At 57.3% G+C, this 26,510-nt stretch carries 23 protein-coding genes; 8 read left to right on the plus strand and 15 right to left on the minus strand.

The window, feature by feature from the left end:
* Nucleotide 1: 1 nt before the first annotated feature.
* The 4 genes from ACOTTU_RS07360 to ACOTTU_RS07375 form a co-directional block, all read right to left on the minus strand.
* Nucleotides 2–1,477: a sugar ABC transporter ATP-binding protein gene (locus ACOTTU_RS07360; protein WP_425657003.1), complete on the minus strand. Its 1,476-nt coding sequence runs from the start codon at nt 1,475–1,477 to the stop codon at nt 2–4.
* Between the two features lie 23 nt (nt 1,478–1,500).
* Entirely contained in the window at nt 1,501–2,517 is a 1,017-nt protein-coding gene (locus tag ACOTTU_RS07365) for an ABC transporter substrate-binding protein (RefSeq protein WP_425657005.1), read from the minus strand.
* 171 nt (nt 2,518–2,688) lie between these two features.
* Nucleotides 2,689–3,426, minus strand: coding sequence for a response regulator transcription factor (locus ACOTTU_RS07370; RefSeq protein ID WP_298917711.1), 738 nt, complete (start codon nt 3,424–3,426; stop codon nt 2,689–2,691).
* Nucleotides 3,423–4,745 (minus strand): GAF domain-containing sensor histidine kinase, encoded by a 1,323-nt coding sequence (locus ACOTTU_RS07375; protein WP_425657007.1) that lies wholly within the window; start codon nt 4,743–4,745, stop codon nt 3,423–3,425. The genes ACOTTU_RS07370 and ACOTTU_RS07375 overlap by 4 nt, the downstream gene beginning before the upstream one ends.
* A 206-nt stretch (nt 4,746–4,951) precedes the next feature.
* Between ACOTTU_RS07375 and ACOTTU_RS07380 the strand changes: the two genes are divergently transcribed.
* Complete coding sequence (locus ACOTTU_RS07380; protein WP_425657009.1) at nt 4,952–5,842, plus strand: SMP-30/gluconolactonase/LRE family protein; 891 nt, start codon at nt 4,952–4,954, stop codon at nt 5,840–5,842.
* 328 nt (nt 5,843–6,170) lie between these two features.
* Nucleotides 6,171–9,347 (plus strand): PAS domain-containing protein, encoded by a 3,177-nt coding sequence (locus tag ACOTTU_RS07385; RefSeq protein ID WP_425657011.1) that lies wholly within the window; start codon nt 6,171–6,173, stop codon nt 9,345–9,347.
* Between the two features lie 171 nt (nt 9,348–9,518).
* Here ACOTTU_RS07385 and ACOTTU_RS07390 read toward each other — a convergent pair whose 3' ends face one another.
* Together ACOTTU_RS07390 and ACOTTU_RS07395 are read right to left on the minus strand one after the other, a co-directional pair.
* Nucleotides 9,519–10,646, minus strand: coding sequence for an amidohydrolase (locus ACOTTU_RS07390; RefSeq protein WP_425657012.1), 1,128 nt, complete (start codon nt 10,644–10,646; stop codon nt 9,519–9,521).
* Nucleotides 10,639–11,658, minus strand: coding sequence for a pyridoxal-phosphate dependent enzyme (locus ACOTTU_RS07395; RefSeq protein ID WP_425657014.1), 1,020 nt, complete (start codon nt 11,656–11,658; stop codon nt 10,639–10,641). Before ACOTTU_RS07395 ends, ACOTTU_RS07390 begins: the two co-directional genes overlap by 8 nt.
* A gap of 83 nt (nt 11,659–11,741) precedes the next feature.
* On the opposite strand from ACOTTU_RS07395, the gene ACOTTU_RS07400 reads away from it, so the two are divergent.
* From ACOTTU_RS07400 to ACOTTU_RS07410, 3 genes are all read left to right on the plus strand, one after another.
* Complete coding sequence (locus ACOTTU_RS07400; RefSeq protein ID WP_425657016.1) at nt 11,742–12,218, plus strand: Lrp/AsnC family transcriptional regulator; 477 nt, start codon at nt 11,742–11,744, stop codon at nt 12,216–12,218.
* Nucleotides 12,219–12,391: 173 nt separating this feature from the next.
* The gene (locus ACOTTU_RS07405; RefSeq protein ID WP_425657018.1) at nt 12,392–13,276 is read left to right on the plus strand and encodes a bifunctional 5,10-methylenetetrahydrofolate dehydrogenase/5,10-methenyltetrahydrofolate cyclohydrolase; all 885 of its coding nucleotides are present in this window, start codon (nt 12,392–12,394) and stop codon (nt 13,274–13,276) included.
* A gap of 3 nt (nt 13,277–13,279) precedes the next feature.
* A complete protein-coding gene (locus ACOTTU_RS07410) occupies nt 13,280–14,302 on the plus strand; it encodes a GlxA family transcriptional regulator (protein WP_425657020.1) in 1,023 nt (340 codons plus the stop codon).
* Nucleotides 14,303–14,304: 2 nt separating this feature from the next.
* Here ACOTTU_RS07410 and ACOTTU_RS07415 read toward each other — a convergent pair whose 3' ends face one another.
* A complete protein-coding gene (locus tag ACOTTU_RS07415) occupies nt 14,305–15,150 on the minus strand; it encodes a DMT family transporter (RefSeq protein ID WP_425657022.1) in 846 nt (281 codons plus the stop codon).
* A 251-nt stretch (nt 15,151–15,401) separates the two neighbouring features.
* On the opposite strand from ACOTTU_RS07415, the gene ACOTTU_RS07420 reads away from it, so the two are divergent.
* From ACOTTU_RS07420 to ACOTTU_RS07430, 3 genes are read left to right on the plus strand one after another with little or no spacing between them, the layout of a single operon-like run.
* Nucleotides 15,402–17,783: a DUF1989 domain-containing protein gene (locus ACOTTU_RS07420; protein WP_425657024.1), complete on the plus strand. Its 2,382-nt coding sequence runs from the start codon at nt 15,402–15,404 to the stop codon at nt 17,781–17,783.
* Nucleotides 17,780–18,181, plus strand: coding sequence for a cyanoglobin (locus tag ACOTTU_RS07425; protein ID WP_425657025.1), 402 nt, complete (start codon nt 17,780–17,782; stop codon nt 18,179–18,181). Before ACOTTU_RS07420 ends, ACOTTU_RS07425 begins: the two co-directional genes overlap by 4 nt.
* Nucleotides 18,178–18,570, plus strand: coding sequence for a hypothetical protein (locus ACOTTU_RS07430; RefSeq protein ID WP_425657027.1), 393 nt, complete (start codon nt 18,178–18,180; stop codon nt 18,568–18,570). The genes ACOTTU_RS07425 and ACOTTU_RS07430 overlap by 4 nt, the downstream gene beginning before the upstream one ends.
* Here ACOTTU_RS07430 and ACOTTU_RS07435 read toward each other — a convergent pair.
* The 8 genes from ACOTTU_RS07435 to ACOTTU_RS07470 form a co-directional block, all read right to left on the minus strand.
* Nucleotides 18,500–18,790, minus strand: a complete 291-nt coding sequence (locus ACOTTU_RS07435; RefSeq protein ID WP_425657028.1) for a hypothetical protein — start codon at nt 18,788–18,790, stop codon at nt 18,500–18,502. The two genes, ACOTTU_RS07430 and ACOTTU_RS07435, sit on opposite strands and share 71 nt — an antisense overlap.
* Nucleotides 18,790–20,124, minus strand: a complete 1,335-nt coding sequence (locus tag ACOTTU_RS07440) for an NAD(P)-binding domain-containing protein (RefSeq protein WP_425657029.1) — start codon at nt 20,122–20,124, stop codon at nt 18,790–18,792. The genes ACOTTU_RS07435 and ACOTTU_RS07440 overlap by 1 nt, the downstream gene beginning before the upstream one ends.
* A 78-nt stretch (nt 20,125–20,202) precedes the next feature.
* A complete protein-coding gene (gene glnT, locus ACOTTU_RS07445; protein ID WP_425657030.1) occupies nt 20,203–21,531 on the minus strand; it encodes a type III glutamate--ammonia ligase in 1,329 nt (442 codons plus the stop codon).
* A 60-nt stretch (nt 21,532–21,591) separates the two neighbouring features.
* Nucleotides 21,592–22,935, minus strand: coding sequence for an FMN-binding glutamate synthase family protein (locus ACOTTU_RS07450; RefSeq protein WP_298917754.1), 1,344 nt, complete (start codon nt 22,933–22,935; stop codon nt 21,592–21,594).
* 11 nt (nt 22,936–22,946) lie between these two features.
* Nucleotides 22,947–23,624 carry a GXGXG domain-containing protein gene (locus ACOTTU_RS07455; protein ID WP_298917757.1) on the minus strand — a complete coding sequence of 226 codons (678 nt, stop codon included), beginning with the start codon at nt 23,622–23,624 and terminating at the stop codon, nt 22,947–22,949.
* Nucleotides 23,624–24,553, minus strand: a complete 930-nt coding sequence (locus ACOTTU_RS07460) for a class II glutamine amidotransferase (protein WP_425657032.1) — start codon at nt 24,551–24,553, stop codon at nt 23,624–23,626. The genes ACOTTU_RS07455 and ACOTTU_RS07460 overlap by 1 nt, the downstream gene beginning before the upstream one ends.
* Before the next feature lie 138 nt (nt 24,554–24,691).
* Entirely contained in the window at nt 24,692–24,907 is a 216-nt protein-coding gene (locus ACOTTU_RS07465; protein WP_298917762.1) for a hypothetical protein, read from the minus strand.
* A gap of 14 nt (nt 24,908–24,921) precedes the next feature.
* Nucleotides 24,922–26,286, minus strand: coding sequence for an ammonium transporter (locus tag ACOTTU_RS07470; protein WP_298917764.1), 1,365 nt, complete (start codon nt 26,284–26,286; stop codon nt 24,922–24,924).
* Between the last annotated feature and the right edge of the window lie 224 nt (nt 26,287–26,510).

A 26,510-nucleotide genomic window follows, 5' to 3' on the forward strand; every position in this document is an offset into this window, starting at 1 on the left:
GTCAGGCGGTATCCTTCTCAAAGGAATGGCTGAGGATATTTTCCTCCGACAGCATCTCGCCGGAAAGCTCCGCCACGATCCGGCCTTCACGGAATACATAAACGCGGTCGCAATGTTTCAGCTCGTCGGTCTCGGTGGTATACCAGATCAACGCGCGCCCGTTTGCGGCCTCTTGGGTCAGGATTTCGTAAACCTCCTGTTTGGTGCCCACATCGACACCGCGCATGGGATCATCCATCAAAACGATGCGCGCATCCGCACCCAGTGCACGGGCAAAAAGCGCTTTTTGTTGATTACCACCTGACAGGGACAGAATGTTGTTGGCCATGTCCGGCGTGCGCACCGAAAGGCGTTTTTGCCAGTCCTGTGCTTCCTCTTCGGCCTGACCGAAATCCAGCGAGAGGCCTTTGGTCAGGCGCGTGAGTGAGCCGACAAAGATATTCTGCGTGATCGACCACAGCGGGAACACCCCGTCCGTTTGCCGATCTCCGGCGACGAAGACCGCCTTTTCAGTGGCCGTGATTTTGCCGCGCGCGCCTTGTGACGCTTCGAAGATACGCACCAGCATATCGGTTTGACCATGTCCGCTCAGCCCCGCAAATCCGACGATTTCACCGGGATAGAGCTGTAGATGCTGGTCATTCTCTTCGGGCCCGCTCACCAGCGCAGGGCCGTCGCGCCGCGTGCTCTTACGCCCCCCGAAAGCGTTGTTTTCCGCGAGTACATCGCCCATTTCGCGCACCAGGCGTGGCCGGTCAAAATGGCGCGTTGCATCGACAGCGGCGGTGGCACCGTCCTTCATCACGACAATCTGGTCGGTGGCATCCAGAATTTCACCCAGTAGATGCGAAATCAGGATCACGGTGCCACCCTTGGCCACAAAACCGCGCACAAAGGCCACCAGTTGTGCGGCGGAGTTCTGATCCAGCGAGGAGGTCGGCTCATCCAAGATCACCAGTTCGATGCGGGAATTGACGTTTGAAAAGGCGCGCGCAATCTCCACCATCTGGCGCCGCGCGATCGAGAGCGTGCCTACCTCGGCGTCCGCTGAAATGCCGTGGCCGGGAAAGATGCGGTCAAGTTCCGCCAGAATGACCTGCCGCGCGGTCTTGCGCCAGCCGATCCCCTTGATGGAAGGGTGAAAAATCCGCAGGTTTTCCGCAACCGTCAGATTGGGACACAACGACAGTTCCTGAAAAACGACCCTGACACCCTGTTCTGCTGCGCGCGCCGGATCATAGGTGGCATCAAGCAACGCACCGTTGATCAAGATTTCCCCCTGATCGGGCGACACCACACCCGCGAGAACATTCATCAGCGTCGATTTACCGGCCCCATTGTGGCCTACCAGACCCACGCAACACCCACGCGCAGCGTCGAAATCCACGCCCGTGAGCGCACGCGCGGCGCCGAAACTCTTTTCGACACCGCGCATTCTGACAAGGGGGAGATGGCCTTGCCGGTCTGGTTCACTCATCTGATCGGTCTGCAAGTTTCGGATCAGTTTCCGGTGATCACCGCAATCGAGTCGTCCAGCGTATATTCGACATTCGCCACACCACCCGCTTGCGTATTGGCGAGGCTTTCTTCGAGCGTGTCCTGCGTGATTTCGAGGAAAGGCACGGTTAAATCCTGCGGAACGGATTTGCCGTCAAGAACCTGCTGCGCCACCCAGAACGCCAGTGTGGAGACACCCGGCGCGATGGACACGGACATGGTTTCGTAGCCGCTGGCGTCCTTTTGCTCTTTCCACCATGTCAGCTCATCGTGGCGATTGCCCATGACGATGATCGGGGTCGGGCGGCCGGCGGCTTTGAACGCCTGTGCCGCACCATAACCGTCACCGCCCTGGGTCACGACGGCCTTGATCTCCGGCAGGCTCGGCAGAATTCCAGCGACCGCCTTTTGCGCGACGTCCTGCGCCCAGTCGCCATGTACCGAGCCCTGAATTTCGAACTGCTTATTCTCATCGACGCCCGCGTGGATCCCGGCAGAGATTTCATCGTCGACAAAGACACCGGCCAGACCCCGAATTTCCAGCAGGTTGCCGCCGTCAGACAGCCGGTCCGCCAGATATTCAACCTGCACCTTGCCCATCTGCTTGAAATCGACAGCGATGCGGTAGGCGCAGGGTTCCGTCACGATGCCGTCAAAGGAGACGACCACAACGCCCGCATCGCAGGCCTCCTTGACCGCACCGTTCAGCCCTTCGGGAGAGGCGGCATTGATCACGATGGCATCATAGCCTTGCAGGATCAGGTTCTGGATTTGCGCGGCTTGCTCTGTGACCTGATTTTCCGCTGTTGTGAAAGCATCCGCCGCCGCGACCATCCCGTCAGCGACAGCGGCGCTGCCCACCTTGTCCCAGCTTGTCAGCATCGCCTGCCGCCAGGAATTACCTGCATAATTGTTGGACAGCGCGATCCGTTTGCCGGAGGTGTCGGCAATCGCGGATGTTGTCGCCATGCTCCCCACCGCTGCCAGAATGCACAGTTTTCCAATGGTATTGATCTTCATGTCTTCCTCCCGTCGACATCCATTCGGTACATGACATCCCCCCGGACGCCCGCGAATGGTTTTTGGTTTGTATTTTCTAATGACGTTATGAAAATGCATGTTTTGCGAAACCCGTGTCTGCGTCGGAACGGTTGCGCATCTCTACAAGCGTGGCTGCGGATACCCGCAAATTCAGCTGTCATAGCGGTTTTTACTGTCCAGCCAGATGCTCAACTGGTCTTCGGCAACGGACATACCTTCGAGGTTCAGCAGCCCGCGTGACAGGGCGATGGCAACGGCGCGTGTCCGGGAATTGAAGGTGGGGCCAATGTCCTCATCCACAATGGTCGGATCAATTCCAAGCTTCTCATAAAGCTGTTTCAACCGGCTCTGCACCGAGCGGGTCGAAATCCCGCGCCGCGCTGCGATGGATTTGTCCGTCATGCCAAGCGCGATATCCAGCAAGACCTCGAATTCGGTATTCGACAGCCCCTCGTGAATGTCCTGGGTGCGCTGCTGCACGCCCCTGATTTCCCGGTCGATAATGCATTGATCTTCCTGGAAAACTCCCAGAACGGCGAGGCCAAGGCGATGCTCTGACGCGGTTTTGAGCAGATAGCCGTAGACCGCTTCCTTGGGCACAATCCGCGATATGCCACGTACGTAAGCTTCATCCGAATAATTCGACCAGAAAAGGATGCGCATTTCAGGGTATTTCGCCCAGATCGACGAGGCCGCCGCAATCCCGCTGGCATTTGGCATCTGCAGATCCATCACCACCCCATGCACGTCGTTTTGCATGACGAGGTCGACCGCTTCCGTGCCATCGACCGCTTCGAGCAGGGTGTCGCAGTCGGGCAGGGCACTGCGCACCGTATTTGAGAGAAACGTGCGGTGAAAAGGGTCGTCTTCGGCAATGAGAATGTTCATCCGGTGTCCTCCAGCCGTGACGGGTTTTCGTTGGCGCCCGCAAGATGACGCATCCGGGCCGAAAGATCACCTTCCGGGTCGTCGGCATTCTGATCGTCAAAAACCGACAAGGGGATGGTCAGAATGGTCTGGCTGCCGACGTTTTCCGGTGTGCGTTCAAAGGCGATATCCGCCCCGATCAATGCCGCACGCACCCTGACATTGTTCACACCGCGGTTCGAGCGGCGCCAGCCCTCGGGAGGTTCAATGCCGTCATTGGTGACGGTGATGCGGATCGCCGCGTCCTGCCGGGATAGCGCCACGCTAATCCGGTGGCATTCGGAGTGTTTGACCGCATTTGTGACCGCCTCCTGCACGATGCGAAAGACCGCCAGCCGGATGCGGTACGCCCCCTGATCGAGAAAATCCGCCGTCGTGTCGGTCACATCCGTCGCAATCTCGCGGTCAAGGCCTTGGGTGGAGCGTTTGAGCTGTGCCTCGATGGCTTGCGTCAGGCCAAACAGGTCCAGCACACCCGGTTTGGCATTCTCGATGATCCCGCGCAATTCGCGCGTGCACCGTGAAATGGCTGCGGACACCTGCCGCAGCTCCTGCGCTTTGGGATGACTATCATCGCTGAGCTTCTCCACCCGGTGATAGATCGCGGAGAGATCGGCTAATGTCTGATCGTGCAATTCCATGCCGAGGCGCTGGCGTTCGGCCTCCATGGCTTCGGTCAGTTTCTGGGCCCCGACGCGCAGCGACTGCTCGCGCCCGCGCGCGGCTCCTTCCGCAAGTGCGGCCAGACGCGCCTGTTCGCTCATGTTGAGCGCGTAAATGTAAGGCGAAATCAGATCCGCAATGTTGCGGGCGGTGTCCACATCCTGCGCAGTATAGGCATTTTTTGAATGCGAGGAGATGTTGAGCGCACCTAGCAATTCGCCATGCACGTTCAGAGACACATGGATACGGCTGCGCAGGTTGGCCTCGAATATCGGCGCATCAAAAGATCCATCGAAATGAAACCGAGAATCCTCCCAGGCATCGCCGGTCGTCAGCACATCCACCTCGCCATTCAGCATCTGACGGATCGGGGAGAGGGCGTTTTGCTGGTGCTTGCCATTCTGACCCCAGAAGGTTTTTACCCCGGTTTCAATGGCAATATGCATGGATTTGTCGTTCGGCAGGATCACCGCCACATCCATGTGATCATAGTCCAGCAGTTTGGATTTCACCGCACCCGCAATACGGTTGAGTACCTTCTGGAAATCAAGCTCGCCGCCAATTGCCCGCGAAATGGCCAGGTAGTGCTCAAGTCTGATGGCTTCCGGTGCGCGCATGGGGTGGTCCTTTGCGCAAAGGCTAGGGCATTGCCTTTGCTGCGCCAAGCTCGACTTTGAGCCAGTACTTGCACATTTGGGCAGATTTTTCTGCGGATGTCCGCAAGGCAGCATTCGCCGATGCGAACAGGATGCACGGGCACACCCGGTATCTGGCGGTCCTGATCTGCTGGCAGACTGGCGGGCAAAAGCCCTGCGGACACCTTATGACAAACAACGTGCTCGTTCACGACCCAAGATTTCGCGACCTGATCCTGCCCAATGCGGAATTGAAAAAACTGGCAGGCGGCATGCTCTGGACGGAAGGGCCTGCGTATTTTGCGCAAGGCGACTATCTGCTGTGGTCCGACATTCCCAACAACAAGGTCTGGCAATGGGCAGAAGGGCTGGGGAGCCGCGTTTTTGATCACGACGCCAATAACTGCAATGGGCATACCATTGATGCGCAGGGACGTCTGATTTCCTGTGAACATCTGACGCGCCGCGTGACCCGGCGCGAGCATTCCGGCGCGGTGACCGTCCTGGCCAGTGAGCACGCCGGAAAACGGCTGAATTCGCCCAATGACGTTGTGGTGAAATCCGACGGCTCAATCTGGTTCACCGATCCGCCCTATGGCATTCTGAGCGATTATGAAGGCAAAACGGCCGATCAGGAGCAGGACGGATGCTACGTTTACCGTGTGGAGGTCGGCGGCACCCCAACGCCTGTCGCGCTGGATTTCGACAAGCCCAATGGGTTGGCCTTTTCACGCGACGAAAGCCGTCTTTATGTATCGGACACCGGGCTGAGCCACGCAGAGGATGGCCCGCATCACATCCGCGTTTTTGATCTGGATGGTGACCGGTTGACAGGTGGTGAGGTTTTTGCCGAGATCGAGCATGGCGTGTCGGACGGGTTTCGCGTGGATGTTCATGACAACCTCTGGACAAGTACCGGGCGCGGGGTGAGCTGCTATGATCCTCAGGGAGTGCTGCTGGGCGAAATTCTAGTGCCGGAAGTTGTCGCCAATCTGTGTTTCGGTGGGCCGAAGCGAAATCGTCTGTTTATCACGGCAACCACATCTCTCTATGCAATCTACGTGGCGGTGAGCGGCTAAAACGCTCCTCGACGCGTTTCGCTGGAACAAGTACGCCGACTGCTGCTAAGCACAGGATTAGCGGTGTCGATTTTTCCGGGTTCAAGCCCTTTCAAATCTGATCTGTTTCAGCGATTTTCATATTCTGCGGAACATACGGCGTTGGAGGGTGGTGGTGCCAAAACACGTGCTGGGACCTCTGAAATTCTTATCGTTTCTTGACGGAATTCTAGACATGCGTCCGTCGCCGCATTGACTTTGGACAACCTGAAGTTGCACTATATTGATCACGAGATCAGAATTGACGTCTCCGTAGCATCAGGACCGGCTTTGAGAGGGAGACAGGCCATTGAATATTAACTCAGAATCCTTCGACTCCCAATTTCTGAACGAGGCGCTTGATCCAAACGGCCCCGTGCCGACATGGGTTTTTGATATCGATCAGCACCGTATTATCTGGGCAAATGAAGCCAGTTTGCCCATTTGGCGCGCAACATCTGTCAGAGATATTCTGGATCGCGATTTTTCGACGGACAGCCAAGTGATCCGCACGAGACTAGCTGAAATCTATGAAAATGGCAGGGCCGAAGGCACGCAGGAAACCTGGACGCTTCACCCTAATGATATGCCGATCACCGTGGTGTTGAACTTGCGCCCTTTTGCTGTGAAAGGCGGCATCAGGGCATTGAAGATCACCGCGCTCAGGGAGCTGGATTTATCATCGGAACCGGGAACGCTCAGATTGCTGGAGGCGTCGCGGTATACGACCTCACTGGTCAGTCTTTATTCGCTGAACGGGGCCATTCTGGCACAAAACCCCGCATCCGTTGCATATTGCCGCAAACATGAATTGAACCGCGCACAGGGAAAATCCCTGTCCGAGTATTTTGCTGACAAGACTGTCGCGTCCCGGATCGTCGCGGCTATTGAGAAAGACCTCAGCTTTGAAGCGGACCTTGAGGTGGTCTGTAACGGCTCGGTACGTGTTCATGCGGTACTGGCGCGACGCGGGCGCGATCCCGTTGGCGGGGAACCCGTGATTTCAGTTACCGAACAGGATATTACCGAACGCGCCATGAAGTGGCGTGAATTGTCGGATCGGGCCACCCGGCTTGAGACCGGCATGGCCGAACGTGCCTCCGCGCTGGAGCATGCAAACGCTGAATTGCAGCGCGAAGTGGAGGAGCGCAAGCGGGCAGAGGTTGCCCTGCGGGATCAGATCGTGGTCTTGCAATCCTTCCTGCAGGCCATTCCGGCGCCCGTTTTCTACAAGGACAATCGTGGGCGTTATCTGGATGCAAATGATGCTTTCGCAAAATTCATCGGGGTGGAGAAAACACGCCTCGCTGGACATCGTATTGACGACTTCGTGCCGGCAGAAGTCGCTGAAATCTGCAACAACACCGACGCCAGGGCACGCGAAACGGATCGCGTTTATGAATATGAGCTGTCGCTGACTGACCCAGAGGGCAACCCGCTGGAGTATGTCGTGCACAAGGCGCCCTTCAAGAATAGTCAGAGCAGTGGCATGGGCGTCGTCGGCGTGATGATGGACATCAGCCAACAAAAGCAAAGTGAGGCGGCAATCAAGGACCGCGATCAGCGGTTGTCGGATATTGCCAAGATCACCACGGATCTGTTTTGGGAATTGGATGCCGACCAAAGGTTCTGCTTTATTTCTGACAGATGTGAACAGATTACGGGCGCTCCTCAGGAGGCGTTTCTTGGAAAGCGTCCCGACGAGGTATTCCGCGCATCTGTAGAGCAGAATCCGGCTTTGTGGCAGACCTACTACAAGGCCACCCAAGCGCATGAAGAGCTTGTGGATTTTGTGCATAACCATGAATGCCCGCGATTGGGAACTTGTTATCTGTCTTGCACAGCCCATCCGGTCTTTGACGAAAAGGGCAATTTCGCGGGTTACCGCGGCGCATCAAAGGACGTGACGCAAATCATAAACGCCATGGAAACGCTCAAGGCCAATCAGGCGCATCTCAGCCACGCGCAGCGCATGATGGATCTGGGTGTTCTGGTGTGGCGGGCCAATCAGCAGTCGGCGACCTACCAATCCGATAACATCTCGAAAATCTATGGCATAGCCGATGGTGAAACTTCGGGCTGGGTCATGACCCGTGCACAGGCAATTGATTTTGTGGCAGAGGATGACAGGACGCGGTACATCAACGCGATAACGCGCGCCGAAGAAGAGCAGCTGGCTTACGACATCGAGTTTTCGATCCAGCGCGCTGATGGCCAGATGCGCACGTTGCGCGAGATCGGTGAACCTTCGGGCAATGTGCGGGGGGTCAACGGGCAGATCGTCTCAACGCTTCAGGATGTGACCAATATCAAGATGGCGGAACGGCATCTGCGGCAGGCTCAGAAAATGGAAGCTCTGGGCAAATTGACGGGCGGCATCGCGCATGATTTCAACAACCTTCTGGCGATCGTACAGGGATCAACGGAATTCATGAAAATGAACGGAAATTTCGAAGATGACCTCGCAGATGACATCTTGCATGCCACCTCCCGGGGGGCTGAACTGACCGCGAGTTTGCTGGCCTATGCGCGCAAACAACCCCTGCATGCGCAGCCAGTGCACTTGGGTGATTTGGCCCGAGGTCTGCGAGACATGTTGCAACGCGCATTAGGGGCTGCCATTGCCGTGGATATCCAGGTCCCGGAAGACCTTTGGCCCGCCTTTGCTGACCCGGGCCGCGTTGAAGATGCCATTCTGAACCTTGCCATCAATGCGCGCGATGCGATGCCAAAAGGCGGGCGTCTGGTGATCACCTGCGAAAACAGACGGATTGACACGTATGATGTTGCGCAAAACCCAGGTGCCATCACCGGCGAATACGCAACGGTGTCGGTCACAGACACAGGGTTTGGCATGAGCGAAGATGTCCAGACCCACGCGATGGAGCCGTTTTATACCACCAAGGCAACGGGTGAAGGCAGTGGGCTGGGCCTCTCGACCATCTATGGATTTGCGCGTCAATCCGGCGGTTTTCTGTCTCTGAGCTCGCGCTCTGGTCATGGGACAAGTGTGCGGCTGTTTTTACCCCGTCACATGAGGCCGCTTGAAAGGCAGGCCGCGACGCCTGCGCCATCGGGTGTTTCCTCGAAGCGCACCGGGCAGAATGTCCTGCTGGTTGAGGACAATGATATTGTGCGGCGTGTGACGACGCGGATTCTCATGTCGCTGGGGTACAATGTGGATGGCGTTGCGGATGCCGAGGAATTCCATCGCTTTCTGAAGTCGGGCAAGCACTTTGATGTTGTTGTCTGTGATGTGATTCTGCCCGGTGGAACAAGTGGGCCGCAACTTATCAATTCGCTACGCAGCACGCAGCCCGATATCCCGGTTATTTTCGTCTCCGGTTACGCGCCAGAGGTGTCGGCAGGCCATGGGTTGGACATCTCCCGGGAGGTGTTGATTGCAAAGCCCTTTACCCGCGAGGCGCTGGGAACGGCGATACGCGAAGCTCTTGAGCAGGCAGAAATCTCGGAAGAGGCTATTTGAGCCTGACCTGAGGTGTCGGCGCGCGATGAATCCACCCGGATCATATGCAGCCAGAAGCGGTTGAAGCCTGCAAATGCGATGTTGTGGCGCCAACTGTTATCTTTGCCGGAGCGGCGGGTCAGGGTGGCATAATGATGGTTGCCACTGAGGATGCCTGACCGCTCAAAGGCGCTAACCGCTGAGAGCGAGGGCCTCCCAGTAGCGGACGCCTGTATCAATGGCACCATCATTAAAGTCATAGCCAGGATTGTGCAGCGGCATCGCATAGGCACCTTCGGTGCCATTGCCCATCAACATGAAAGCGCCAGGCCGATGCGACAGAAACTCAGCGAAGTCTTCCGAGAAACCGACGCGTCCATAGCTGGCATCAATCTGGCCCGTTGAGGCTGCGGCCATTGCAGCGGTCTGCGTCTCTGCCGGGGAGTTGACAAGCGGGCGAAAAGAGGTCCCGTAATCAATCTCTGCCGTCGCCCCCTGTGCAGCGCTGATGCCGTGGACGATCTGCGACATTCGAGTTCTGATCAATTGCGAAACCGATGCATCAAACCCGCGGCAGTCGCCGGTCAGCACAACGTTACTGGCTAGAATGTTGCGCGCACCATCTGTTTCAAACCCGGTGACCGAAACCACGCAGTGCTCCGTGGCGGCGACTGACCTCGCAACGATGGTTTGCAATTGCCCGACGATGGCGGCACCGACCACAATCGGATCGACAGCGACCTCTGGCATGGAGGCATGACCACCCTTGCCGGTGATGCGGATTTCGAAATTATCCTCGAAGGCGCAGAACGGGCCGGGTTGCGTCGCAAAATGCCCAACTGGCATGCCGGGCATGTTGTGAAGACCGTAGATCGCAGACATGGGAAAACGTTCGAACAGCCCATCGTCGATCATTGCCATGGCGCCCCTGCCGTTTTCCTCGTCAGGTTGGAAGACGAAATGGACGGTTCGCGTCAGCGCGCTGGACTGGGCCAGCTTCAATGCAGCCCCCAGCAACATCGTGCTGTGCCCGTCGTGCCCGCATCCATGGAATTTACCCTCTTGGGTCGAGCGATGGGCAAATTCGTTCGCTTCGGTGATCGGCAACGCATCCATATCTGCCCGCAGCCCGATCGCCGTCTCCTCGGGACCGCGCCGAAGACTGGCCACGATTCCCATACCGCCCACACCCTGGCTGACCTCAAGACCCGCGTCTTTCAACCGGGTAGCGATCTTGTCGGATGTCCTTTTGAGGTCAAAACCGGTTTCCGGGTGCGCGTGCAAATCCCGCCGAAAGGACTGCAATTCCGCATCACACATGATCAACCGCACCTTCCGACAGAATGATCAGCGGATTTTCTGGCGGGTTTTTTTCAAGAAGCAGTGCGCCCAGACCTGCAGCACCAGATGGCGTGCTTTCATAACCCAGCTTGCGCGCAGCTTCCACACCCGCCATGGCCTGCGCATCCGTTACGATCTCGAAACGGTCTGCGACCTTTGCCAGAATATTTAGTGCCAGCATCGAAGGTGCCTTGCAGTCCAGCCGACCCATGGTGGAGACCGGCCCCTCCACGGTCACCGCTTTACCGGCTTGCGCGCTGCGCTTGAGGCACGGGGCTGCATCGGGTTCGACCACGACGATTTGAGGTTGCTGGTCCCATGTTTCGCGGATCATGTAGGCTACGGCTGCCGCAAGCCCTCCGACACCTGCCTGCAAATAGACATGTGAGGGCCATGCGCCGGTCGACTGAAACTCAGTGCGCATCTCCTCGGCCAGCACCGTGTAGCCCTCCATCACCAGCCGGGGCGGTTCGGTGTATCCCGGCCAGGAGCCATCGGCCAGATGAATGGCACCGGTTCGCTCGGCGTCCTCGATAGCGGCTGCCACACTTTCCTCATAGGTCGCGCCGGAGCGTACAACCTTTGCCCCTTTGTCTCGTAGCCTCCCGGCGAAACCTTCCGGAACCGTCGCTGCCAGATGAATGCGGCACCCCGCGCCGAATATCCTGGAGCCGGCCGCGACCGCCAAACCGTGATTACCTGCGCTGGCGCAGACGAAAGTGAACGCTGCGGCCTTGTCGCGGACCTGATCGGATATGTAATCTGCGGGCGCAATTTTGTGCCCGATGTGATGCTCTATGAGCCGTGCAACAGCGTAAACGCCGCCCAGGGCTTTGAATGCACCAAGGCCCATGCGCCCTGTTTCATCTTTGATCCAGAGGTTGCGCCCCTCCAGCTGATGATGCGTCAGAGGCGACGCCGCATAGGCGGGGCATGCAGCAAGAAGTTCGCGAGGGTGCGCAGGGTGAAGCGGCTGTATTTCTGTTATCATGCGTCATATATATCCCCATTTCTTGACTCTTCATCGGCAAAAAAACCAGTGTAATGAAAATATTTTGCAAATGAGGGCTTCTGGTGAGAGAAACTATAGACGCCGCCGATGCGACGCTTTTGAATCTGTTGCAGCGCAACGCGCGGCAATCGCTGGATGCGCTTGCGGGCCAGACCGGGTTGTCGCCAGCAACTGTGCAGCGCCGGATCAAATCATTGCGGGACCGGAAAATTCTGACGGGTGACATTGCTTTGATTGATCCTGCGAAGGTCGGAACCGGAATGACCTTTGTTGTTATGGTGGAGCTGGAGCGCGAACGCCTCGATCAAATAGATGCGTTTTGCAAGCGCGCGCGGGATGAGCCGATGGTTCAGCAATGCTACTATCTGACCGGCGAGGCTGATTTCTGCTTGATCTGCACGGCATCTGATATGGCCGATTTTGAAGAGCTTACAAAACGGTTGTTTTTCGAGGATTCGAATGTGCGTCGTTTCCGGACATCTGTGGTGATGGGGCGGAACAAGGTGGGGCTACAGGTCCTGGTCGAGCAGTCCGACTAACTGATTGCTTGCCATGATTTTCGATGCCGAATGCTGTGCCAACAGCGGGAAATCGCCATCGTGATGTTTAATTTTAAGGAATATATATTGAATTTAAGGAAAATATCTCGCAGGGTATGCGCGGGAAATCTGTGGTGGGGTCAACCTGTGTGCGGGAAGTGGGACTAAAGGCAATGAAAGATTCAGCAAGGGCACACGGCGATCTGGTCGGGCAAGAGATTGCTGCGAAGATACTTGATGAATGCGTTGCCTACCGGACGCAGCAGTCCGGCATTGGGAAACTTGTATCGGTCTCGATTGGGCATAATCCGTCTGTCGCCATCTACGTCCGAAACCAGGCGCGCGCAGCCGCTCTGGCCGGATTGCCTTTTGACCAACAGGTCTGGAATGGCGAAATCGGGCAGGATGAGGCCAAGCAGCTCATTCAAAGCATGAATGATGATCCGTCAGTGCTTGGGATCATATTGCAAAGACCAGTGCCAGAGCATCTCAACATCAGATCGCTGCAATCGGCCATTCACCCGCTGAAGGATGTGGAGGGTATGAATCCCGCATCAATTGGCAACATTGTCTATTCCGATGTCGCACTGGCCCCATGTACGGCTGCTGCCAGTGTCGAGTTGATCAAATCAACCGGTCTTGACCTGCAGGGGCTTGAAATTGTGGTGATCGGGCATTCGGAAATCGTTGGCAAACCGGCCGCGATGATGTTGATGGCCGAAGGCGCGACGGTGACGGTTTGCCATCACATGACGCGGTCTGTCGCCCTGCATTCAAGGCGGGCGGATGTAGTGGTTGTAGCTGTTGGCATCCCGCATTTTCTGGGGCCGGATATGATCAAACCGGGTGCCGTGGTCATTGACATCGGCATCAACCAGATTGAAGGCTCAGATGGCACGCGGCGTATCGTCGGAGATGTGGATACGGACCCGGTGCGCGAGATTGCCGGCTGGATCACACCGGTACCGGGTGGCGTTGGCCCGGTGACAGTCGCCATATTGATGCGCAATGCGACGGTGGCACACCAACGGCAGATCGCGGCAGGATGGATGGAGTAGCTCATGGCACGTTTTGAAACAGATTTCCAACCGACCCGTGCCATCCGGCAACCGCTGTCGAAGGGCAATGGGCAGGTCAGCTTCGAGATTTTCATCTCTGCAGGGTTTTGCGCGCATGAAGCGACCAGCGTCACCCATACGCTAGCGATCGCAAATGAGGTTGTGGGGCGGGAGATGTTCACCTGGCGCTGCACCTCGGATGTGCCAGGGCTTGTGAATGGGTCGGGCGGCTACATGCTGCGCGCCGCTCCGGCCATTGATAACCATGGGTTTTCCGATGTGATGATTGTGCTGGGGGGGGCGTGCCGGTCGGCAAAACCGTGGCTGGGGCGGGCCCGCCAGATGCAGCGAAAGGCCCTGACCATTGTGGCGCTTTCCGATGCGGCGACAGCCTACATCCAGGCGACAAATGCGCCTTCTGGCAAAGTGACCACCCATTGGCGCGATGCAGCCAGCCTGCGCGAAACCGGATACCACCCTTCGCTGACGGATAATCTGGCGGAGAGTTCCGACGGGATCATTACGGCGGCTGGATCAGGGTCGACGTCTGAGCTGTTGATCGGGTTGATTTCGTCGTCATTTGAAACCCGGCAGATCGCGGAGCTGTCCAGCCGGTTGTTGTTGCCCTCCATTCGCAAAAGCAATGCCGCGCAACCCAAGAGTATCTCGGGCAATAACAGCATGTTCAACAGCCGCATAGCGGGGATCATCGAACTGATGGAAGAGACCATTTCCGAACCTTTGTGCATGGTTTCCTTGACACAGAAGGTCGGCCTCTCGACCCGTCAGGTCGAACGCCTCTTCCGCGACACGTTCAACCAATCGCCCGCGCGGTTTTATAAACAGCTCCGCACCCGGCAGGCCTGGGCCCTTGTAGAGGAAACTCTGCTGCCGCTTGCAGAGATTGCCGTGGTCACCGGTTTCGGATCGACCAACACGATGTCGCGCGCCGTCAAGGCGGAATTCGGCACGTCGCCATCACAGGCGCGGGCGCGAAAAGATCCCGCGTTGATGAAGTTCGCTTGACCTCAGAGGGCCAGATAGCCAATCCCCGAAAAGGCTACGGCGCAGCCAATCCATTGGGCGGATGTCAGGCGTTCGCGTAGCAGCGCCCAGGCTAAAATGACCGTGATCATGCCAAAAACCGAAGACGAAACAGCCGCGTATTGAGGCGAAGGCAGGCTACCGGCTGAGAGAACGCACAGCAGGGCAATGCCATCCAGAATGCCCATAACGGCGATGAATGGTACCGCGCTGCGCCCCGGCCAGAATGGCAGCGACAGGATTGGAAAGACCGGTAGCAACAGCAGAATGCTGGTGACACGCGTGATCAGGATGGACGGTAGATCGTCAGCGATCCGTGCCGCTTCGTGGCCGAGAGCAAATGTCGAAAAGAAGCCGAATGCGGCTGCAATTGACAGCAGAATCGTTGGGAGCTTTGGCGGATATTGGGTTTCTGTATCGTCGGAGAACACCGACACGATGGCGATCCCGGCCACAACGGCGAAAACAGCCAGCCATTGGAAGGGGGTTACCGTCGCTCCGCCAAGTGCGGCCCAGCCGACCGAGAGAATCGGGTAGCTGCCGATAACGGGGGCGACGATGCGCACCGGGCCACGATGAAATGCCCCGTAAAGAGAGGTGCTGGCGATAAGGAAGGCAACACCCGCCGCGATTGACAGATAGACGGCTTGTGGGGGCAGGGCGGTGAACCCATCGGTCACCAACATGACCCCTATCTGGAAAACTGCGCCTGTGAGCAGCACGCCCAGCAAAGTTGCCATCAAGGGCGCGGTTTGGCTGATCTTGCGGATGGTCACGTCGTGGATGCCCCAGCAGAGGGCAGCGATCAATCCAAGGCTCAAAGCGGTCATGTGAAATTCCTAAATGGTGTCATGCCTTTACCAGCGGCGATTGTCGGCGTCACGCCCAGAGTGCCGGGTGTTTGTCGATCCCAGGGAAGTGAGGGTTGTTATGCGCACAGCTGGCAGAGCAAAATGTGCTTATGTCGCCCACAAAATCAGATTGGTTGCGTTATCCTTGCGAGAATTGGAGACCTTGGTTATTCTTATGGTTAAATAATTATTCCACAGATGCAACGCACTGAGTCGCGGGAGAGAGACGGATGCTGGATGACATGTACCCCAAAGTGGTGCCGGGCCCGCCCAAGCCAAGCCGCATCATTCAACCGCGTGTTTTCAGCCTGCCGCCGGGCACAGAACGCTACGTCGTCGAGGGGGGCGGTGCCATTCTGGTGCGGGTCGAAGCCGGTGACAGGATTTGCGTTGAAAATACTGAAGGCGGGCAGCCTTGCGAGATCGTTTGTGCCGGTCCTCAAGGCAAAGCAGATACCGGATTGTTGAACGCGCCAGCAAATGGCAAGCCTGTTGGCCTGATGGCCCTGTTGTCAGGGTCCGACCAATCCTTGCGCGGTTTGCGAATGGGCGTGGAAGCGCGCGGTATTGATCTGGCAAAGAGCGCTGCTCTGAATGTCTTTGACAGTGGCACGCCAGCGGGCACCAAGCAGGAATTTACCGCCACCCGGGAGGGCGTGATCATTGTCGCGGCACCTCATCTGAACCCGACCGGGATGATGAACGCGCAGAGCCAGGACACGGTGACACCCCTGACGCTCTGGTTGACCCGTGCAGTGATCAAATCGACTGCGCGCTTTGAACTGCCCGACCCGCTGGCCGATCCCGTCAGTGACATCCGTATCCACACCCAGACTGCCGAGGCCTATTTCGTCAAGGCCGGTGATTACATCCAGATCATTGACGTGGATGGGCGGCAATGTACTGATTTTGAGTGTTTTTCCGCGCGCAAGCTCGACAAAGGCATTGAGCATGCACTGGACGTCACCACCACGCGGACCTTGATGGGACATGCCTATCCAATGCCCGGTCTGCACGCTAAATACTACGATCAGGAGATGGTGCCGCTGGTTGAGGTCGTGCAGGATACCTGCGGGCGTCATGATGCTTTCGCGCTGGCGTGCTCTGCCAAATACTACGATGACATCGGCTATCCGGGGCATGTCAATTGCTCGGAGAACTTCAACGCGGCGCTGGCCAAGTTTAACGTGTCAGGACGACCGGGCTGGATGGCGATCAACTTCTTTTTCAACACCTTTCTGGATGAACACGGGGTGATGTACTCAGACGAACCATGGTCGCGTCCGGGGGATTACGTTTTGCTGCGGGCGCTGACGGATATCGTCTGCGTCTCCTCCGCCTGTCCCGACGATACAACGGCGGCCAATGGCTGGAACCCCACCGATATTCACGTGCGCACCTATTCTGGTGAAGAGAAATTCCAACGGTCGGTTGCCTATCGGCCCACTCCTGATGCGGAACCAAAAATGACAAAACAAACCGGTTTTCATGACAGCTTTGCCCAGCACACGCGCAATTTCGTTGAATACAACGGATATTGGCTGGCCAATTGTTTCGCCGAGGCAGGGCCGATCGAGGAATATTGGGCATGCCGGAAACAAGCGGTTATCATGGATTTGTCGCCGCTGCGTAAATTCGAAATCACGGGCCCCGACGCGGAAGCGCTCTGCCAGTACATTTTCACGCGCAATATGAAGACGTTGGCCGTGGGTGGCGTTGTCTACACGGCCATGTGTTACGAACACGGCGGCATGATCGACGACGGCACGGTTTTCCGTCTGGGCAAGGATAATTTCCGCTGGATCGGTGGCAACGACTACGGCGGTGAATGGATCAGGGAGCAGGCGCAGAAGTTGGGTTTGAGCGTTCTGGTGCGCTCGTCCAGCGATCAGTTGCACAATGTCGCCGTGCAGGGCCCGGAAAGCCGCGACCTGCTGCGCAAGATCGTCTGGACCGCGCCGCATAATCCGGAGTTCGACCAGTTGGGATGGTTCCGCTTTACGCCCGCGCGCCTGAACGACGAAAGCGGCACGCCCTTTGTCATTTCGCGCACTGGCTATACCGGCGAGTTGGGCTACGAGGTGATGTGTCATCCCAAACATGCCGGTGAGATCTTTGATGCGATCTGGCAAGCTGGCCGGGACCACGGTCTGAGACCCATGGGTCTCGAAGCGCTCGATATGGTGCGGATCGAGGCCGGGCTGATCTTTGCGGGCTATGATTTTTCAGATCAGACCGACCCCTTCGAGGCCGGGATTGGTTTCACCGTACCGCTTAAATCCAAAGAGGATGATTTCATCGGCCGGGAGGCCCTGATCCGGCGCAAGCAACATCCGGCGCGCAAGCTGGTCGGTCTTGATATCGACAGCAATGTGACCGTCGGTCACGGTGATTGTCTGCATGTGGGACGGGCCCAGGTCGGCGAGGTGACATCCTCCATGCGCTCGCCGCTGTTGGGCAAGAACATTGCCCTTGCGCGCGTGGATGTGGCCCATGCAGATGTCGGCACTGAACTTGAGGTGGGCAAACTGGACGGTCACCAGAAACGGCTGCCGGCACGGATCGTGCCCTTCGCGCATTACGATCCGAAGAAAGAACGACCGCGATCATGACCGGCTCTGTTCTGGAACAAATTGGCGGCGAGCCCGCGTTGCATGAATTGGTGGAGCGATTTTATGATCTCGTGGAGAGCTTGCCGGAAGGCGCGCAGTTGCGGTTCCTGCATATGGAAGGGCACGGGCTAGCGCATACGCGCGTTGAGCAGATCAATTTCATGTCCGGCTTCATGGGGGGGCGCCAATACTACATGGAAAAACACCGCCACATGAACGTGAAACAGATCCATGAACATGTGCCCATTCGCCTGGAAGATGCGGAAAACTGGCTCGCTATCATGGATCAGACACTTGCGGGGCTCGGTCACGCAGGCCCCCATATTGACCGGTTGCGGGCAACATTGCGCCGTGTAGCGATGCTCCTGGTCAATGACGGTCAGGTTGCGGGGGCATGAGGCGGTGGTTTCTACTGGGTGCAATCTCTTGTTTGACGCTTCTACCGACAATCGCCGTTGCACAGGCTGTGAAGCTCAAACCCCATGAAATATCGGCTCTTTTGATGGGCAATACGGCTGTCGGAAAGTGGCAAGGCGTTCGATACCGTCAGTATTTTGCCGCAGATGGCGTGACTCTGTTTGCCCAGCAGGGCATCAGGACGGCGCGCGGTAAGTGGCGCGTCGACAGCGGGCGTGAGGAATACCAAAGCCGCTGGCCCGGCGATGCGGCGTGGGAAGGGTGGTTCGTGATGGAATGGGACGGTGATTTCTATTGGGTCAGTAAATCAACGCCCCCGACGCCCTTTCGTGTTGAGCAGGGGCAAAGGCTCGACTGGCCTGATCAATAGCGACGACACGTTTTTCCGACAGTAGCCATGGGTTGGCCTGCTCTTGCCAGACATCCATCTGGCCGCCCATCACCAAAAGCGCATCGCAGGCGCGCAGATCAGGGATGGTATCGCCGTCAAATAACTGAACAATATGGGCCGTGTCACCGGCCGCTTCGCCATGTTCTGAAAATGCCGCTGGCGGTTCCGCAACTACACGTTGGAACACCAGCAGATGCATCAGTTTTTCAGGTAGACTTCCAGACTGTCATCCAGCGCATCTTTCCAGGGCGTATGGTGCAGCGGTGCTTTGGTACCGGTAATCACAGAGGTATAGGCGTTGTCACGAAACGTCATGATGTTTTGTTTTTTATGACCTTTCCATTCCTTGAAGGCCTGGCAGGCACCTTCGATGTCAAAGCTTGGATAATCGGTCTCCGCGATCAGTTCCTGTGTGTAATCACCCTGATACCAGATGCAGGCATAGTCGTCCTCCAACGCGTCTTCGCGTCGAATTCTGTCGGCAACATCTGCATCCATGGTCGCGGTATCTGGCAGGGCGATCCGGTCTAGCATCACGTCGCGTGCCCACCAGGCCTGTGCGTCAAACATGTTGAAGGTGAACCATTGATCCTGCATGCCGAGATAGAATAGCCGGGGGTTCGGCACAAATGCGACGCCCTTGTAAAGATCGGCAGTTGCTAACCTATTGGCCGTCTTGAGACGCAGATCATCGGCCATGAACGGGAAATGGTGTTGGTAGCCGGTACACAAAATGATCGCGTCCACATCCCGGCTGCTGCCATCTTTGAAATGTGCGGTTCGTCCATCCAGATGCGTCAGCAGGGGCACTTCCTGCCAGTTTTCCGGCCAGTCATAGCCCATGGCGGCGGTGCGATGGCTGACGGTGATGCTCCTGCAGCCGTATTTCCAACATTGCGATCCGATGTCTTCTGCCGAGTAGGAGGTGCCAATGATCAGAATGTCCTGTCCCTTGAACTCAACGGCGTCGCGAAAATCATGCGCATGCAGCACGCGACCGGGAAATTTGTCGAACCCATCGAAGGAAGGCACGTTTGGCGTGCTGAAATGGCCCGTGGCGCAGACGACGAAGTCGAACGCCTCGTAGTATAGCCGGTCGCCCGGCAGGTCCCTGACCGTCACCTGAAGTTTCTGGCCGTCAAACCTCACGTCCTTCACGGCGGTTTCAAAGCGTATCCAGTCACGAACACCCGCTTTTTTCACGCGCCCTTCGATGTAATCAAGCAGAACGGCGCGGGGCGGATAGCTGGCGATCTGTTTGCCAAAATGTTCCTCAAAGGAATAATCGGCGAATTCCAGCCCTTCTTTCGGACCGTTCGACCAAAGATAACGGTACATTGAGCCATGTACCGGTTCGCCGTATTGATCCAGGCCTGTGCGCCATGTGTAATTCCAAAGCCCGCCCCAGTCGGATTGTTTTTCAAAACAGACGATTTCCGGGATCTCTGCGCCTTTTTCGCGGGCCGACTGGAAGGCTCGTAATTGTGCCAATCCGGAAGGACCTGCCCCTAAAACAGCAACGCGTTTTGTCATATTCATACCCTTCTAAAAGGAAATGCCAGCGCGATGATCACAGCGCTGGCATTGCATCGTTTCAGGTCTCGACTGGCATCAGATATCCAGCGTGTTGTCGCGTTCCCACTGACTGAAGTGAGAGACATAGGAATTCCATTCCTGCCTCTTCATTTTCAGGTATGCGGCGCTGAATTCCGCGCCCATGGCGGCCTTGAGACCCTTGTCCTTGTCGTATTCCCGCAGGGCATCGAGCAGGTTCAAAGGTAGTTTTGGTGCGCCGCGCACCTTGTGACCTTCGGCATACATATCAATGTCATAGCGCTTTCCCGGATCGGCCTTGCTGCGAATGCCTGAGAGACCTGCCGCGATGATCACGGCCTGCAGCAGATAAGGGTTGGCCGCGCCATCGGGCAGGCGCAGCTCAAACCGCCCCGGGCCAGGGACGCGCACCATATGGGTGCGGTTGTTGCCGGTCCAGGTCACGGTATTGGGGGCCCAGGTCGCCCCAGACATGGTGCGCGGTGCGTTGATACGCTTATAGCTGTTAACTGTCGGGTTGGTGATCGCCGCCAACGCGCTGGCGTGCTTCATGATGCCGCCAAGGAAATGTTTGCCACGTTCGGACAGGCCCAATTCGCCGGTTTGACCTTCGCCCTTGCCCGCAAAGACGTTGGTTTTGGCCTTGCTGCCCGGCGCGTCCCACACCGAGATATGTGCGTGGCAGCCATTGCCGGTCAGCCCTTCGATCGGCTTGGGCATGAAAGTGGCGCGGAACCCGTGTTTTTCCGCCACGGATTTGGTCATGAACTTGAAAAAGCTGTGCTTGTCTGCGGTCTGCAAGGCGTCGTCAAATTCCCAGTTCATTTCGAACTGGCCATTCGCGTCCTCATGGTCGTTCTGATAGGGGCCCCAGCCCAGATCGAGCATGTAGTCACAAATCTCGCGCACCACATCGTAGCGCCGCATCACCGCCTGTTGGTCATAGCAAGGCTTCTCTGCGGTATCGAATGGATCGCTGATCTGGTCGCCTTCGGGGGTCAGCAGAAAATACTCCGCCTCGATCCCGGTCTTGACGTGCAGCCCTTCCTCGGCGGCCTCGTCAATCAGGCGGCGCAGCACGTTCCGCGGGGCTTGCGCCACGTCCTCGTCCTCCATCACGCAATTGCCGGCGACCCAGGCAACTTCTGGCTTCCACGGCAGTTGGATAACGGAACCTGGGTCCGGCACGGCCAGCATATCGGGATGCGCGGGCGTCATGTCCAGCCATGTGGCGAAACCGGCAAAACCTGCGCCATCTTCCTGCATATCTGCAATCGCCTGCGCCGGGACCAGTTTGGCGCGCTGCCCGCCAAAGAGATCGGTGAAGGAGATCATGAAGTATTTCACGCCGTTGTCTTTGGCGAATTTTGCGAGGTCAGTCGTCATTGGTGTTTCCCTGTTCGTCAAAAAGTGAGGGCGCGTGCCATGACGACCGCGCCCTTCGTGTTAGTAGGATGTTCCGGGCTTGCCGGGGTACCAGTCAGTGCCCGCCAAGGGGATTTTGGCCATGGCTGCCGCCTCCATCGTCAGCGCGCAGAGATCTTCGGGCTCCAGATTATGCAAGTGGTTCTTTCCGCAGGCACGCGCAATGGTCTGGGCCTCCAGCGTCATCACCTTGAGATAGTTGTTGAGGCGCCGACCCCCTTCGATCGGATCGAAACGGGCCATCAGGTCAGGATCCTGCGTGGTGATGCCAGCGGGGTCGCGCCCTTCGTGCCAGTCATCGTAGGCCCCGGCAGTGGTGCCAAGTTCATTGTATTCAGCCTCCCAGCGCGGGTCGTTGTCCCCCAGCGCAATCAGGGCTGCGGTGCCAATGGCCACGGCATCCGCCCCCAGAGCCATGCATTTGGCAACATCCGCGCCGTGCCGGATACCACCGGAGACAACAAGCTGCACTTCGCGGTGCATGCCCATGTCCTGCAACGCCCGAACCGCCTCGCGGATGCAGGCCAGGATGGGTTGGCCGACATGTTCGATAAACACGTCCTGCGTTGCCGCCGTGCCGCCCTGCATCCCGTCAAGAACAACCACATCAGCGCCCGCCTTGATCGCCAGCGTGGTGTCGAAATAGGGGCGCGCGCCCCCAACCTTGATGTAGATGGGCTTTTCCCAATTGGTGATTTCGCGTAGCTCAAGGATCTTGATTTCCAGATCATCGGGGCCGGTCCAGTCAGGGTGCCGACAGGCGGAGCGCTGGTCGATGCCTTTGGGAAGATTGCGCATTTCGGCCACCCGGTCGGAGATTTTCTGACCCAGCAGCATGCCGCCGCCACCCGGTTTCGCGCCTTGCCCGACGACGATTTCAATCGCATCGCAGCGGCGCAGGTCGTCAGGATTCATACCATAGCGCGACGGCAGATACTGATAGACCAGTTTGTTGGAATGGCCGCGTTCCTCTTCGGTCATGCCGCCATCGCCGGTCGTGGTGGACGTGCCCGCGAGGGTGGCTCCGCGCCCCAGGGCCTCCTTGGCGGGGCCGGATAACGCCCCGAATGACATGCCGGCGATGGTGACGGGAATATCAAGCTGAATGGGATTTTTGGCAAAGCGGGTGCCCAGCGTCACCGATGTTTCGCATTTCTCGCGGTAGCCTTCGAGCGGGTAGCGTGAAATCGAGGCCCCGAGAAACAGCAGGTCGTCAAAATGCGGGACCTTGCGTTTGGCACCACCGCCCCGGATGTCATAAATACCGGTGGCTGCGGCGCGCCGGATTTCGGCGTTTACCGGGTTCGAGAAGGTTGCGGATTGAACCGGGACCGTGCGCGGTACACCATTGTGGTCGTCTTTCATCACGTGTCCCTTTAGTATGCGTTGTCGATGTTGAAATTGTAGAGTTTGCGCGCCGATCCATAGCGTTTGAACTCTTCGGGTTTGGCGTCACATCCCCCCCGTTCAAGCAGGTCCGCCAACAGAGTGAGGTGTTCAGGGCGCATCTCCTTTTCAACGCAATCAGCGCCGAGGGATTTGACCGAACCGCGTACAAAAAGCCGCGCCTCATAGAGGGAATCTCCCAATGCGTCGCCCGCGTTCCCGCAAACCACAAGATTGCCCGATTGCGCCATGAACGCCGACATGTGACCGATGTTGCCATGCACAATGATGTCGATGCCTTTCATCGAAATGCCACAGCGTGACGAGGCATTCCCCTTGATCACCAGCGTGCCACCATTTCCGGTGGCCCCGGCATATTGTGACGCATCACCTTCGATCACCACGGTGCCCGACATCATGTTTTCCGCAACACCCGGACCGGCAGAGCCATGCACATGCACGGTCGCCTGTTTGTTCATGCCAGCGCAATAGTATCCCGTGGACCCTTTGACGTTCACTTCGATGGGCGCATCCAGACCGACGGCAATGGCGTGGCTGCCTTTGGGGTTGACGATTTCCCAAGCGGTCTGGTTGGTGTCCGTGGATTGTGCATGCAGAGTGGCATTCAATTCGCGCAGGCCTTGCGCTTCTAAGTCAAAAACTTGCATCAGGCGGCTTTCTCGTGAGCGGTTGGCGCAGTGGTGTGAGACCAGAAATAAACCGTCGCCGGTTCAGGTTCCCAGACGCGGGCATCGTCGATTCCGGGCAGGCTGACCAGGGCGCGATACTCGGACCCGAAAGCCACATATTGATCGGTTTCTGCCATCACCGCAGGTTTGCAGGCGATCGGATCACGCACGACGCCAAAGCCATCCTTGGTGCCGACCACAAAGGTGAAGAACCCGTCAAGATCATCCAGGCTGGATTCCAGCGCCTGCCCAAGCGTCGCTCCCTCCCTCATTTTCCAGGTCAGGTAGGCCGCGCCGACTTCCGTGTCGTTTTCGGTCTCGATGTGAACCCCTTCGCGGCGCAGCTTGCGGCGCAGCGAGTTATGATTGGACAGCGATCCGTTGTGGACAAGGCACTGGTCGAGCCCAGTGTTGAAAGGGTGCGCGCCCATTGTCGTCACAGCTGATTCCGTGGCCATGCGCGTGTGCCCAATGCCATGTGATCCGGACATGCCGCGCAGATCGAACCGGTCTGCGACATCTTTTGGCAGACCCACTTCCTTATAGATTTCAAGGGATTCGCCCCGGCTCATGATCCGAATCTTTGGTCGCTTTTCCGCCAGAACGGCACGTGCCGCATCCAGCTGAGCGCCCTGGATTTCCAGGACCGCATGGGTGTCCTTGATCGTCATTGCCGTGGTTGTGCCAAGGGCTTCGTTCAGGATCGCGTCCAAACCGGCGAAATCCACCTCTGGCGTGTCTGATTGCACCGTCAGCTTTGCGTTCCCATCCGCGCCGCCGGCATAAATTGCGATGCCTGCACTGTCTGGTCCGCGGTCCGTCATGGTGATCAGCATGTCGGTCATCAGATCACCCAGACGCGGTTCCAGCGATTTGTCCTTGAGAAATAGTCCAACGATCCCACACATCAGAGCGGTCCTTTCAATCGAGGTCGGTTCAGTTGAGTCGCAGGCTAGCAGTTATTAATTTCAGGCTCAACTATCAGGAAAGTTTTTTTCCTGTGGGTGTTTGTGCGGGGCGGTCAGAAACCGCCCCGATTTGCGTCATCAATATCGTTCGAGGGCCGATTTGACCTTCTCCGGATCGCCCATTTTCCGGGCTTTTTCCAGATGCTCGTTCTCGCGCACGAACTGGATGCGATGCCAGCCGAGCCAGAAGAGAACACCAACAACGGTCATGGCAACTTCCCATCCCTGGAAGGGATAGATTGCTCCGACCTCAGCAAGGTCAACGGCCCAGTCTTTATATCCGATTGTGGACATGATTTTCTCCCAATTCAGGTTGATTTCGCTTGAAGTGCGGCTTTGTCCGCCGCGATGATATCCGCCTTGGCATCCTCATAGGCGTGGTGCTCGGCATAATCGAGACCTTGCAGTTCCACTTCTTCAGGAATGCGCAGTACGCCTGCGGCAGACTGCATGCGGGCCACGGTGTAGCCGGGCAGGAACCCCAGGACGAAGAACATGATGATCGCCCCGATGAACTGTCCGACAGGGTTGATTGCCGCGTAGCCTTCGTAAGGTGACGAGGGTGCGCCCCACAGAACAAACCCTGAGATGACCAGACCGATGAAGCCCGCATAGCCGTGGACTGCAACCGCACCCACCGCATCATCAAGCTTGAACTTGCGCTCGACCCAATAGTGCAGCTTGTAGACAAGCACCACGCCGATTGCCGCGATGATCATCGCCTGGATCGGGTGATAAAGGTCATTGCCCGCCGAGGCGGTGATGACGCCTGCCAGGCCGCCCGAGAACGTCCAGAAAGCATCGCCTTTTGAGACCACGTAAGCCGCCATCAGGCCACCGGAGAGCGACATCAGGAAGTTGAACGTGATTGCCGAAAGCGATGTAGGCGCAAGGTAGATATTGGTGGCTGTCCATGTCTCGCCGGTTATTTGCCCGCCGATCGCCTCGGGGGAAATGGCCGGAACATTGCAGGCGGCATAAAAGCCCCAGAAGCCGGTGTAGATCAGGAAAATTCCGATGGTCAGAAGCCAAGGGTTATGCGGAGGAATGTCGCGCGGCGTCCCGTCTTCGGCGAATTTGCCAATGCGCGGACCCAGCACCATGATGACACCCAAAGCATATCCCCCTGCAATGGCGTGGATCACACCGGAGGCATAGGCGTCATGATAGCCCAGATATTGCACCATCCAGCCGCCGTAGTGCCAACCCCAGGCCGCGTCGATGATCCAGAAAACCGATCCGATCAGGACAGCATGTACCCAAAGGGCGGATGATCTGATCCGCTCGATAACCGATCCCGATACGATGGAGGCCGCCGTCCAGGAGAACAACAGGAAGGCTGCCCAGAAGACACCGGTGATGCGGTCCCCAAGGTTCGTGGCCATGTTTTCCGACCAGGGCAGGTTGGCGCTGGCCGCTTCATGATCCAGTCCGCCGAAGAACGGGAACATGGGGAACGCCCAATAGATCCACCAGCCAAAGAAGAAGAATGTGACCGTGACCAGCGGGATGATCATGATGTTTTTCATCAGGGTGTGCATGTGATTCCGTCGCCTGCTGGCGCCGACTTCGTACATGCAAAACCCGACATGGATCAGAAACATGAATACCACCGTGACCCAGTAGTAAAACTCTGTAAAAACTGTGGTTAACGCATTTAGATTGCCATCCACTTTGTAGCTCCCTTGGTTGGTTCTCAGGCGCGAATTTGCCTGTGAGTAAACAATTTTTCCTTTACTTAATCTCGGTTAGAGTGATTTTGTCAACAATCCTGTGAGGGCAAAACGGTTTCTTTGTTTTTTCAGATGTGGCCGGAAGGGGCGCAAAAAGCCTCCCAGAAAAGGTGAATTAATTGCCTGACAGGAAAAAAAGTTGCACGCCAATGTTGCTTTTTGGC

The sequence above is a fragment of the Roseobacter sp. EG26 genome, from assembly GCF_049830555.1.
In the GTDB taxonomy this organism is placed as follows: domain Bacteria; phylum Pseudomonadota; class Alphaproteobacteria; order Rhodobacterales; family Rhodobacteraceae; genus Roseobacter.